Raw genomic sequence first — 12,515 nt, forward strand, 5'->3', positions numbered from 1 at the left:
AATGACGCGCACTATAAACATCCCGATGCGGCGTGTAAACCCCTAATTTGTTCGTTTGCCTGAAAAACAGCCAAAACCGCATTGATAGCGTGAAATAACAGCAGTTTGATCATTTCATCACCATGAATTCCTTCTCTTTTACTCGTTTAGCAACTGGCTAAACGTCCCCAATGCCCGGCAAAAGAAAAATAGGTCCATTTTTATCGCTAAAAGATAAAACCACATGGTTTGTATTGTTTTGTGCAAAAGTTTCACTACGCTTTATTAACAATACTATCTGGCGACGTGCGCCAGTGCAGAAGGATGAGCTTTCGTTTTCAGCATCTCACGTGAAGCGATGGTTTGCCTTGCTACAGGGACGTCGCTTGCCGACCATAAGCGCCCGGTGTCCTGCCGGTGTCGCAAGGAGAAGAGACGTGCGATATGAATAACGAGGAAACATTTTACCAGGCCATGCGGCGTCAGGGCGTTACCCGGCGCAGCTTTCTCAAATATTGCAGTCTGGCTGCCACCTCGCTGGGATTAGGCGCGGGAATGGCTCCGAAGATTGCCTGGGCGCTGGAGAATAAACCGCGCATTCCTGTGGTGTGGATCCACGGTCTTGAATGCACCTGCTGTACCGAATCTTTTATCCGCTCCGCTCACCCACTGGCGAAGGACGTCATTCTTTCTCTTATTTCCCTCGATTACGACGATACCTTGATGGCTGCTGCCGGAACCCAGGCGGAAGAAGTCTTTGAAGACATCATCACGCAATACAATGGCAAATATATCCTCGCAGTAGAAGGTAATCCGCCGCTGGGCGAGCAGGGGATGTTCTGTATCAGCAGCGGTCGACCGTTTATTGAGAAACTCAAACGTGCCGCTGCCGGAGCCAGTGCGATTATCGCCTGGGGAACCTGCGCATCCTGGGGCTGCGTGCAGGCCGCGCGGCCCAATCCGACGCAGGCCACACCAATCGACAAAGTGATCACCGACAAACCGATCATTAAAGTGCCGGGCTGCCCGCCGATCCCGGATGTGATGAGCGCCATCATTACTTACATGGTGACGTTTGATCGTCTGCCGGATGTCGACAGAATGGGCCGTCCATTGATGTTCTATGGTCAGCGTATTCACGATAAATGTTATCGCCGCGCTCACTTCGACGCCGGAGAGTTCGTGCAGAGCTGGGATGATGACGCTGCCCGTAAAGGTTACTGTCTGTACAAAATGGGCTGCAAAGGGCCTACCACCTATAACGCCTGTTCCTCCACACGCTGGAACGATGGCGTTTCCTTCCCGATCCAGTCTGGTCACGGCTGTCTGGGTTGTGCGGAAAATGGTTTCTGGGATCGCGGTTCATTCTACAGTCGCGTAGTCGATATTCCACAAATGGGTACTCATTCCACCGCCGACACCGTCGGTTTAACCGCGCTTGGCGTGGTGGCTGCGGCTGTTGGTGTACATGCGGTCGCCAGCGCTGTTGATCAGCGCAGACGTCATAACCAGCAACCTACAGAAACCGAACAACAGCCAGGCAATGAGGATAAACAGGCATGAGCACTCAGTACGAAACTCAGGGATACACCATCAACAATGCCGGACGCCGCCTGGTGGTCGACCCGATTACGCGCATTGAAGGCCACATGCGCTGTGAAGTGAATATTAACGATCAGAATGTGATCACCAATGCCGTCTCCTGCGGCACCATGTTTCGCGGGCTGGAGATCATTCTGCAAGGGCGCGACCCGCGCGATGCGTGGGCGTTCGTGGAACGTATCTGCGGCGTCTGTACCGGCGTACACGCTCTGGCTTCGGTCTATGCCATCGAAGATGCTATCGGCATTAAAGTGCCGGACAACGCTAATATCATCCGCAACATTATGCTGGCGACGCTCTGGTGCCATGACCATCTGGTGCACTTTTATCAGCTTGCCGGGATGGACTGGATCGATGTGTTAGATGCGTTGAAAGCCGACCCGCGGAAAACCTCCGAACTGGCGCAAAGCCTCTCCTCATGGCCGAAATCATCACCTGGCTATTTCTTCGACGTACAAAACCGCCTGAAGAAATTCGTTGAAGGCGGCCAGTTGGGGATCTTCCGCAATGGCTACTGGGGGCACCCGCAGTACAAACTGCCGCCAGAAGCCAACCTGATGGGCTTTGCCCACTATCTCGAAGCTCTCGATTTCCAGCGTGAGATCGTCAAAATCCACGCGGTCTTTGGCGGTAAAAACCCACATCCAAACTGGATTGTTGGCGGGATGCCGTGCGCTATCAACATTGACGAAAGTGGCGCGGTCGGGGCGGTCAATATGGAGCGCCTGAATCTGGTGCAGTCGATCATTACCCGCACGGCGGATTTCATTAATAACGTGATGATCCCCGACGCTTTAGCCATCGGTCAATTCAACAAACCGTGGAGCGAAATCGGCACTGGTCTTTCTGATAAATGTGTCCTCAGTTACGGGGCGTTCCCGGATATTGCCAACGACTTTGGCGAGAAAAGTCTGCTAATGCCTGGCGGCGCGGTGATCAACGGCGACTTCAACAATGTGCTGCCAGTGGATTTAGTCGATCCGCAGCAGGTGCAGGAATTTGTCGATCACGCCTGGTATCGTTATCCCAACGATCAGGTCGGGCGTCATCCGTTCGATGGTATTACCGACCCGTGGTACAACCCTGGCGATGTCAAAGGCAGCGATACCAACATTCAGCAGCTGAATGAACAGGAACGCTACTCGTGGATCAAAGCGCCACGCTGGCGCGGTAACGCGATGGAAGTGGGGCCGCTGGCACGCACATTGATCGCTTATCACAAAGGCGATGCTGCGACCGTTGAGTCGGTCGATCGCATGATGTCGGCGTTGAACCTGCCGCTTTCCGGCATCCAGTCAACGTTGGGCCGCATTTTGTGCCGCGCGCACGAAGCGCAGTGGGCCGCAGGTAAGTTGCAGTATTTCTTCGACAAGCTGATGACCAACCTGAAAAACGGCAATCTTGCCACCGCCTCCACGGAAAAATGGGAACCTGCAACCTGGCCGACAGAGTGCCGTGGTGTCGGTTTTACCGAAGCGCCGCGCGGGGCGTTAGGCCACTGGGCTGCCATTCGCGATGGCAAGATTGATCTCTACCAGTGTGTGGTGCCGACCACCTGGAACGCCAGCCCGCGCGACCCCAAAGGGCAAATTGGCGCTTATGAAGCGGCGCTGATGAACACCAAAATGGCGATCCCCGAGCAACCGCTGGAGATCCTGCGTACTCTGCACAGCTTTGACCCGTGCCTCGCCTGTTCAACACACGTGCTGGGCGACGACGGTAGCGAGCTGATCTCCGTGCAGGTGCGTTAACAGCGAAGGAGAATCATCATGCAACAGAAAAGCGACAACGTTGTCAGTCACTATGTCTTTGAAGCACCCGTGCGGATATGGCACTGGCTGACGGTGTTATGCATGGCGGTGTTGATGGTCACCGGTTACTTTATCGGCAAGCCGCTGCCTTCGGTCAGCGGTGAGGCGACGTATCTGTTTTATATGGGCTACATCAGGTTAATTCACTTCAGCGCCGGGATGGTTTTTACCGTGGTCTTGCTGATGCGGATCTACTGGGCTTTTGTCGGCAATCGCTACTCACGCGAGCTGTTTATCGTGCCGGTATGGCGTAAAAGCTGGTGGCAGGGCGTGTGGTATGAAATCCGCTGGTATCTGTTTCTGGCAAAACGTCCGAGTGCCGATATAGGCCATAACCCCATCGCTCAGGCGGCAATGTTCGGCTATTTCCTGATGTCCGTCTTTATGATCATCACCGGTTTTGCGTTGTACAGCGAACACAGCCAGTACGCTATTTTCGCGCCGTTCCGTTATGTGGTGGAATTTTTCTACTGGACGGGCGGCAACTCAATGGACATTCACAGCTGGCATCGGCTGGGGATGTGGCTGATTGGCGCGTTTGTGATCGGTCATGTCTACATGGCGCTGCGCGAAGACATCATGTCCGACGACACAGTGATCTCCACCATGGTCAACGGCTACCGTAGCCACAAATTTGGCAAAATAAGTAACAAGGAGCGTTCATGAGCGAGCAACGCGTGGTGGTAATGGGGCTGGGCAATCTGCTGTGGGCCGATGAAGGCTTCGGCGTGCGGGTGGCGGAACGCCTGTATGCTCATTACCACTGGCCCGATGAAGTCGAGATTGTTGATGGCGGCACTCAGGGACTGAACTTGCTGGGGTATGTCGAAAGCGCCAGCCACTTGCTGATTCTCGACGCCATTGATTACGGGCTGGAACCCGGAACGCTACGAACGTATGCCGGAGAACGCATTCCGGCCTATCTCAGCGCGAAGAAAATGAGCCTGCACCAGAACAGTTTCTCCGAAGTACTGGCGCTGGCAGATATCCGCGGAAATCTGCCAGCACATATTGCCCTCGTCGGCCTGCAACCCGCGATGCTCGACGACTACGGCGGTAGCCTGAGCGAACTGGCTCGGGAGCAACTGCCCGCCGCGGAACAGGGGGCGCTGGCGCAACTGGCTGCGTGGGGAATTGAGCCGCAACCGGCTAATGAATCGCGCTGTCTCAATTATGACTGTCTGTCGATGGAAAACTACGAAGGCGTTCGCTTGCGCCAGTACCGGATGACGCTGGAGGAGCAGGAATGAGCAACGACACGCCATTTGATGCGTTGTGGCAACGTATGCTGGCGCGCGGCTGGACGCCGATCAGTGAATCCCGTCTTGACGACTGGCTTACGCAAGCGCCAGACGGTGTGGTGTTATTAAGCAGTGACCCGAAACGCACGCCAGAGGTCAGCGATAATCCGGTAATGATTGGCGAATTACTGCGCGAGTTTCCTGATTATACATGGCAGGTAGCGATTGCCGACCTTGAGCAAAGCGAAGCCATCGGTGATCGTTTTGGCGTATTTCGTTTTCCCGCCACACTGGTTTTTACCGGTGGTAGCTATCGCGGCGTGCTGAATGGTATTCACCCGTGGGCGGAACTGATAAACCTGATGCGCGGGCTTATTGAACCGCAACAGGAGCGTGCCTTATGAGCGAAACTTTTTTCCATCTACTGGGGCCCGGAACGCAGCCTGATGATGATAGTTTTAGCATGAATCCACTGCCGATTACCTGTCAGGTGAATGATGAACCGAGTATGGCGGCCCTGGAGCAATGTGCTCATAGCCCGCAGGTGATTGCGCTATTAAACGAGTTACAACATCAACTAAGCGAACGCCAGCCGCCGCTGGGTGAGGTGCTGGCAGTCGATCTGTTCAATCTCAACGCCGACGATCGTCACTTTATCAATACGCTTCTCGGGGAAGGGGAAGTGTCAGTGCTCATTCAGCAGGCTGATGGTAGTGAAAGTGAAATTCAGGAGGCGATCTTCTGCGGATTATGGCGGGTTCGCAGACGTCGCGGTGAACAGTTGCTGGAGGACAAACTGGAGGCTGGCTGCGCGCCGCTGGCATTGTGGCAGGCGGCAACGCAAAACGTCTTGCCGACAGATTCGCTGTTACCGCCGCCCATTGATGGCCTGATGAATGGCCTACCGTTGGCGCATGAATTACTGGCACATGTACGTAATCCTGACGCGCAGCCGCACAGCATTAATCTGACGCAATTACCTATCAGCGAGGCTGATCGGCTTTTTCTCTCACGTCTCTGTGGGCCGGGAAATATTCAGATTCGCACCATTGGCTACGGCGAGAGCTATATCAACGCGACCGGCCTGCGGCATGTCTGGCATTTACGCTGTACGGACACCTTAAAAGGCCCGTTACTTGAGAGTTATGAAATCTGCCCAATACCGGAAGTGGTGCTGGCAGCGCCAGAAGATTTGGTCGACTCTGCGCAGCGGCTTAGTGAGGTATGTCAGTGGCTGGCGGAAGGTGCATCGACGTAAAAAGACGGTAAGTATCGCTTTCAGGCTTATGAATATCGCAATCGGCGAATACCTCTGGTCGTAGAGTTTCAGGATAAAGAGGGAGATCTACCATTAACGGATTATTTTTCTCTCTTCGCCTACAGGAGTGCGCATGTGGGATGTCATTGATTTATCGCGCTGGCAGTTTGCTCTGACCGCGCTGTATCACTTTTTATTTGTACCCCTTACCCTGGGGCTGATTTTTTTGCTGGCTATCATGGAAACCATTTACGTGGTCACCGGCAAAACAATCTACCGCGATATGACGCGCTTCTGGGGTAAGCTCTTCGGTATCAACTTTGCTCTTGGCGTGGCTACCGGCCTGACCATGGAGTTTCAGTTTGGTACTAACTGGTCATTCTATTCCAACTATGTGGGCGATATTTTTGGCGCACCGCTGGCGATGGAAGCATTAATGGCCTTCTTCCTCGAATCCACCTTTGTCGGGCTGTTCTTCTTCGGCTGGCAACGGCTGAATAAATACCAGCACCTGCTGGTGACGTGGCTGGTGGCGTTCGGTTCAAATCTCTCTGCGTTGTGGATATTGAATGCCAACGGTTGGATGCAATACCCGACCGGTGCGCATTTTGATATCGACACCCTTCGTATGGAAATGACCAGCTTCAGCGAGCTGGTCTTTAACCCGGTCAGCCAGGTGAAATTTGTGCACACCGTAATGGCGGGCTACGTGACCGGGGCCATGTTTATTATGGCGATCAGCGCCTGGTATTTACTGCGCGGACGGGAGCGCGATGTTGCATTACGCTCGTTTGCCATCGGTTCCGTCTTCGGTACTCTGGCGATTATCGGTACGCTGCAACTCGGAGACAGTTCTGCGTATGAAGTCGCGCAAGTACAACCGGTAAAACTGGCGGCAATGGAAGGGGAGTGGCAAACGGAACCTGCACCTGCACCGTTCCATGTAGTTGCCTGGCCGGAACAGGATCAAGAGCGTAACGCCTTTGCCATCAAAATTCCTGCGCTGCTAGGGATCCTCGCCACTCACTCATTAGATAAACCCGTGCCGGGTCTGAAAAATTTGATGGCTGAAACCTACCCACGCTTGCAACGCGGACGTATGGCCTGGCTGTTAATGCAGGAAATATCGCAAGGCAATCGTGAGCAGCATGTGTTGCGGGCATTCCGGGAGCTGGAAGGCGACCTTGGTTACGGCATGTTGCTCTCCCGCTATGCGCCGGATATGAACCATGTCACAGCTGCACAGTACCAGGCGGCGATGCGTGGCGCGATACCTCAGGTTGCGCCGGTATTCTGGAGTTTCCGCATCATGGTGGGCTGTGGTTCTCTGCTGCTACTGGTGATGCTGATTGCGCTTGTCCAGACGCTGCGTGGCAAAATCGACCAGCATCGCTGGGTACTGAAAATGGCGCTCTGGAGTTTGCCGCTGCCGTGGATTGCGATTGAAGCCGGGTGGTTTATGACCGAGTTTGGTCGTCAGCCGTGGGCGATACAGGACATCTTACCGACATACTCCGCGCACTCCGCTTTAACCACAGGACAACTGGCTTTCTCACTGATCATGATCGTAGGGCTTTACACCCTGTTCTTAATCGCCGAAGTCTACCTGATGCAGAAATATGCCCGTCTGGGGCCGAGCGCGATGCAGAGTGAACAACCGACGCAGCAACAGGGGTAAAGGAGAAAATCATGTTTGATTATGAAACATTGCGCTTCATCTGGTGGCTGCTGATTGGCGTGATCCTGGTGGTCTTTATGATCTCCGATGGATTTGACATGGGGATCGGCTGTCTGCTGCCGCTGGTGGCGCGTAATGATGATGAACGCCGGATAGTGATAAACAGCGTTGGCGCGCACTGGGAAGGCAATCAGGTCTGGTTAATCCTCGCAGGTGGGGCATTATTTGCCGCCTGGCCCAGAGTGTATGCAGCGGCGTTTTCCGGCTTTTATGTGGCGATGATTCTGGTGCTGTGCTCGCTGTTCTTCCGCCCGCTAGCCTTTGATTATCGCGGAAAAATCGCCGATGCACGTTGGCGTAAAATGTGGGATGCCGGACTGGTCATCGGCAGTCTGGTGCCGCCGGTAGTCTTCGGTATTGCCTTCGGCAACTTGCTGCTCGGCGTGCCGTTTGCCTTCACACCGCAATTACGCGTGGAATATCTCGGCAGTTTTTGGCAACTGCTGACGCCATTCCCTTTATTGTGCGGATTGCTCAGCCTTGGGATGGTGATTTTGCAAGGTGGCGTCTGGTTACAACTAAAAACTGTTGGTGTGATTCATCTGCGTTCACAGCTGGCGACCAAACGCGCCGCACTGCTGGTGATGCTGTGCTTTTTGCTGGCGGGTTACTGGCTGTGGGTCGGTATTGATGGCTTTGTACTGCTCGCCCAGGATGCTAACGGTCCTTCCAATCCGTTAATGAAACTGGTGGCAGTGCTACCTGGTGCCTGGATGAATAATTTCGTCGAATCGCCCGTTCTGTGGATCTTCCCGCTGCTGGGGTTCTTCTGCCCATTGCTGACGGTGATGGCGATTTATCGTGGTCGCCCGGGGTGGGGATTTTTGATGGTGTCATTGATGCAATTTGGCGTGATTTTCACGGCAGGCATCACGCTGTTCCCCTTCGTCATGCCGTCAAGCGTGAGTCCGATCTCCAGCCTGACGTTGTGGGACAGCACTTCCAGCCAGTTGACGCTGAGCATTATGTTGGTAATCGTGCTGATATTTTTGCCCATTGTGTTGCTCTACACTCTCTGGAGCTACTACAAAATGTGGGGGCGCATGACAACAGAAACTCTCCGCCGTAACGAAAACGAGTTGTACTAAGGAGCAGGAACAATGTGGTATTTACTTTGGTTCGTCGGCATTTTGTTGATGTGTTCGCTCTCCACCCTTGTGTTGGTATGGCTGGACCCGCGTCTGAAAAGTTAACGAACGTAAGCCTGATGAGGCGCATTAGCGTCGCATCAGGCAATCAATAATGTCGGATATGAAAAGCGGAAACATATCGATGAAAGCGATCTTGATCCCATTCTTATCTCTTCTGATTCCGTTCACCCCGCAATCTGCATTCGCTCAGAGTGAGCCGGAGCTGAAGCTGGAAAGTGTGGTGATTGTCAGTCGTCATGGTGTGCGTGCCCCAACCAAGGCCACGCAACTGATGCAGGATGTCACCCCAGACGCATGGCCAACATGGCCGGTAAAACTGGGGTGGCTGACACCGCGCGGTGGTGAGCTAATCGCTTATCTCGGACATTACCAACGCCAGCGTCTGGTGGCTGACGGATTGCTGGCGAAAAAGGGGTGCCCGCAGCCTGGTCAGGTCGCGATTATTGCTGATGTCGACGAGCGTACCCGTAAAACAGGCGAAGCCTTCGCCGCCGGGCTGGCACCTGACTGTGCAATAACCGTACATACCCAGGCAGATACGTCCAGTCCCGATCCGTTATTTAATCCTCTAAAAACTGGCATTTGCCAACTGGATAACGCGAACGTGACTGACGCGATCCTCAGCAGGGCAGGAGGGTCAATTGCTGACTTTACCGGGCATCGGCAAACGGCGTTTCGCGAACTGGAACAGGTGCTTAATTTCCCACAATCAAACTTGTGCCTTAACCGTGAGAAACAGGACGAAAGCTGTTCATTAACGCAGGTATTGCCATCGGAACTCAAGGTGAGCGCCGACAATGTCTCATTAACCGGTGCGGTAAGCCTGGCGTCAATGCTGACGGAGATATTTCTCCTGCAACAAGCACAGGGAATGCCGGAGCCGGGGTGGGGAAGGATCACCGATTCACACCAGTGGAACACCTTGCTAAGCCTGCATAACGCGCAGTTTTATTTGCTACAACGCACGCCAGAGGTTGCCCGCAGTCGTGCCACCCCGTTGTTGGATTTGATCATGACAGCGTTGATGCCCCATCCACCGCAAAAACAGGTGTATGGTGTGACATTACCCACTTCAGTGCTGTTTATCGCCGGACACGATACTAATCTGGCAAATCTCGGCGGCGCACTGGAGCTCAACTGGACGCTTCCAGGTCAGCCGGATAACACACCGCCAGGTGGTGAACTGGTGTTTGAACGCTGGCGTAGGCTAAGTGATAACAGCCATTGGATTCAGGTTTCGATGGTCTTCCAGACTTTACAGCAGATGCGTGATAAAACGCCGCTATCATTAAATACGCCGCCCGGAGAGGTGAAACTGACCCTGGCAGGATGTGAAGAGCGAAATGCGCAGGGCATGTGTTCGTTGGCCGGTTTTACGCAAATCGTGAATGAAGCACGCATACCGGCGTGCAGTTTGTAATGCATAAAAAAAGAGCATTCAGTTACCTGAATGCTCTGAAGCTGATGACAAACGAAGAACTGTCTGATGCGTAGGCCGGAAAAGGCGTTCACGCCGCATCCGGCCACCTTACCTTCAGTTTTACTCTTTCTCGGAGTAACTATAACCGTAATAGTTATAGCCATAACTGTAAGCGGTGCTGGCGCGTTTAATCACACCATTGAGGATTGCGCCTTTAATATTAACGCCAGCCTGTTCCAGACGCTGCATTGACAAGCTCACCTCTTTGGCGGTGTTCAAGCCAAAACGCGCAACCAGCAGGCTGGTGCCGACAGAGCGCCCCACGACCGCAGCATCGCTCACCGCCAGCATCGGCGGCGTATCGACAATCACCAGATCGTAATGGTCGTTCGCCCATTCCAGTAATTGACGCATCCGATCGCGCATCAGCAGTTCAGACGGGTTAGGTGGCACCTGACCGCGAGTAATCACATCAAAGCCTCCTTTGCCAAAATGCTGGATCACTTTGTTGAGCTCATCTTTCCCTGCCAGATATTCCGACAAGCCATGTTCATTACTCACGGTAAACAGGTTATGCGAATAACCACGACGTAAGTCGGCATCAATAAATAACACTTTTTGATCGGACTGGGCGATCACCGCCGCCAGAGTTGAACTGACGAACGTTTTACCACTGTCTGGCGTCGCACCGGTGATCATCAGAATGTTATTCTCTGTCTCCATCATAGCGAAGTGCAGACTGGTTCGTAGCGCACGTACGGCTTCCACAGCAGAATCCGCCGGGTTATCCACCGCCAGGAAGGGGATATTTTTAGTACGATGGCGCTGCTGATTAGAAAATAAATTTTTCTTACGCAGACGGGTACGCTTATCCAGCCACTCGGACATCGGGATAGTGGCATAAACGCTGATGCCGTGCTCTTCCAGTTGTTCCGGTGCTTCTACACCACGACGCAACATCGCACGCGCCAGCACGGCACCCACCGAAATAAACAGGCCAAGAATAAAACCAAGCACCACATTCAACGCTTTTTTGGGTTTCACTGGCTGTGGCTGAGTGACTGCCGGGTCGATAATCCGCACGTTACCAATCGCACTGGATTTCGAAATACTCAGCTCCTGCTGGCGGTTAAGTAATTGCAGATATACCGCACGACCCGCTTCTACGTCACGGCTTAAACGTAGCACTTCCTGTTGAGTGGAAGGCATTGCCGATACCCGCTTATTCAGGCGTTTGCGTTCTTGCTCCAGCGTCTGGCGTTTTTCCAGCAGCGCACGATAAGTTGGGTGATCTTTCTTATACAGCTGGGAGATCTCTGCCTCGCGGAAGGTCAGCTCATTGAGTTGATTATCAACGTTAACAATCTGCTCAAGAACGGCTTTGGCTTCCAGGTTAAGGTCAACCGAATCGCGCTGCTGGCGATAAACGTTGAGTTTTTCTTCCGCCTGGTCCAGCTCGCTGCGCACTTCTGGCAACTGGCGCTGTAAGAATTCAAGGCTTTGTGAATCCTGCGCCGCCTGGCGAGCGATATTCTGTTGCAAATAGTTGTTAGCGATGCTGTTCAGAATACGAGTAATCAACTGGGGATCATCACCGGTCATGGTAAGTTCCAGCATCCCGCTTTCTTTACTGCGTTCGCTAACGGTAAAGGTTTCCTGCAACGCGTTAATCGCTTCCAGTTCGGTACGCTGGCTCAGGACAAACTGCGTTCCTGGTTTGGCCTTAATGTCCGCGATAGTCAGCGCAACGCCGTCTTTTTCCAGACGCTGGCCGACCATACCATTGACGGTGAACCCTTCACCTTCCAGCGTATAGTGGCCGTTTTCCCCAACTGTGAGTGTCAGTTGCTGATCCTGACCATTCAGTTGTGGGATGTGCATCCAGCTGATCGCCAGCTCACCTGGTTTCTCTTTGGTTAATCTCGCCCAGCCGCGACCCACAATCGGAAAATACTTCTGCTCAACCATGTCGCGCAGATTCAGTTCAGCAATGGTTTTACCGAGAATCATGCGCGATTGCAGCAGTTGGATCTCCGGTGCTGACTCGGGCGATGAGTTAGGGATCATATCGCTCAGGCCGCTGAGAATGGCGTTGCCCTGTTTCTGCTCAACCTGGACCAGAGTATCTGCCTGATAAATTGGCGTGCTTAACAGCGAGTAAGCGACAGCGATCAGCGTGAACAACGCTGTCACGCTGATAATAAACTTACGGTGATCCCATAACTCGCCGACCAGACGAAGCAGATCGATCTCATTCTCCTGAGTGCTGCCTGGTGGCGTATTCATATTTTTAGTTGTCATCGTATTTTATAAAC

11 protein-coding genes are annotated in these 12,515 nt (G+C 53.4%); 10 read left to right on the plus strand and 1 reads right to left on the minus strand.

Features of this window, described 5'->3' with window-relative positions; genetic code table 11:
- Positions 1–423: 423 nt before the first annotated feature.
- From hyaA to appA, 10 genes are all read left to right on the plus strand, one after another.
- Positions 424–1,542, plus strand: coding sequence for a hydrogenase 1 small subunit (hyaA, locus tag ATB02_RS02110; RefSeq protein WP_001353311.1), 1,119 nt, complete (start codon positions 424–426; stop codon positions 1,540–1,542).
- Positions 1,539–3,332: a Ni/Fe-hydrogenase large subunit gene (hyaB, locus tag ATB02_RS02115; protein WP_000107384.1), complete on the plus strand. Its 1,794-nt coding sequence runs from the start codon at positions 1,539–1,541 to the stop codon at positions 3,330–3,332. Before hyaA ends, hyaB begins: the two co-directional genes overlap by 4 nt.
- An 18-nt stretch (positions 3,333–3,350) precedes the next feature.
- On the plus strand, positions 3,351–4,058 hold the full coding sequence (gene hyaC / locus ATB02_RS02120; RefSeq protein WP_001186424.1) for a Ni/Fe-hydrogenase b-type cytochrome subunit: 708 nt from the start codon (positions 3,351–3,353) through the stop codon (positions 4,056–4,058).
- Positions 4,055–4,642 carry a hydrogenase 1 maturation protease gene (hyaD, locus tag ATB02_RS02125; RefSeq protein ID WP_000003634.1) on the plus strand — a complete coding sequence of 196 codons (588 nt, stop codon included), beginning with the start codon at positions 4,055–4,057 and terminating at the stop codon, positions 4,640–4,642. Before hyaC ends, hyaD begins: the two co-directional genes overlap by 4 nt.
- The gene (gene hyaE / locus ATB02_RS02130; protein WP_105271014.1) at positions 4,639–5,037 is read left to right on the plus strand and encodes a hydrogenase-1 operon protein HyaE; all 399 of its coding nucleotides are present in this window, start codon (positions 4,639–4,641) and stop codon (positions 5,035–5,037) included. Before hyaD ends, hyaE begins: the two co-directional genes overlap by 4 nt.
- Positions 5,034–5,891: a hydrogenase expression/formation protein gene (locus ATB02_RS02135; RefSeq protein WP_105271015.1), complete on the plus strand. Its 858-nt coding sequence runs from the start codon at positions 5,034–5,036 to the stop codon at positions 5,889–5,891. Before hyaE ends, ATB02_RS02135 begins: the two co-directional genes overlap by 4 nt.
- A gap of 133 nt (positions 5,892–6,024) precedes the next feature.
- Positions 6,025–7,569 (plus strand): cytochrome bd-II oxidase subunit 1, encoded by a 1,545-nt coding sequence (gene appC / locus ATB02_RS02140; RefSeq protein WP_105271016.1) that lies wholly within the window; start codon positions 6,025–6,027, stop codon positions 7,567–7,569.
- An 11-nt stretch (positions 7,570–7,580) separates the two neighbouring features.
- A complete protein-coding gene (gene appB / locus ATB02_RS02145; protein ID WP_001676437.1) occupies positions 7,581–8,717 on the plus strand; it encodes a cytochrome d ubiquinol oxidase subunit II in 1,137 nt (378 codons plus the stop codon).
- Positions 8,718–8,729: 12 nt separating this feature from the next.
- Positions 8,730–8,822 carry a cytochrome bd-II oxidase subunit CbdX gene (gene cbdX / locus ATB02_RS02150; protein ID WP_000270305.1) on the plus strand — a complete coding sequence of 31 codons (93 nt, stop codon included), beginning with the start codon at positions 8,730–8,732 and terminating at the stop codon, positions 8,820–8,822.
- 79 nt (positions 8,823–8,901) lie between these two features.
- Positions 8,902–10,200: a bifunctional acid phosphatase/4-phytase gene (appA, locus tag ATB02_RS02155; RefSeq protein WP_105271047.1), complete on the plus strand. Its 1,299-nt coding sequence runs from the start codon at positions 8,902–8,904 to the stop codon at positions 10,198–10,200.
- A 120-nt stretch (positions 10,201–10,320) separates the two neighbouring features.
- On the opposite strand, the gene etk is transcribed toward appA, so the two are convergent.
- Entirely contained in the window at positions 10,321–12,501 is a 2,181-nt protein-coding gene (gene etk / locus ATB02_RS02160) for a tyrosine-protein kinase (protein WP_000208674.1), read from the minus strand.
- Positions 12,502–12,515 lie beyond the last annotated feature (14 nt).

The organism is Escherichia sp. MOD1-EC5189 (assembly GCF_002966045.1).
Classification (GTDB): domain Bacteria; phylum Pseudomonadota; class Gammaproteobacteria; order Enterobacterales; family Enterobacteriaceae; genus Escherichia; species Escherichia coli_F.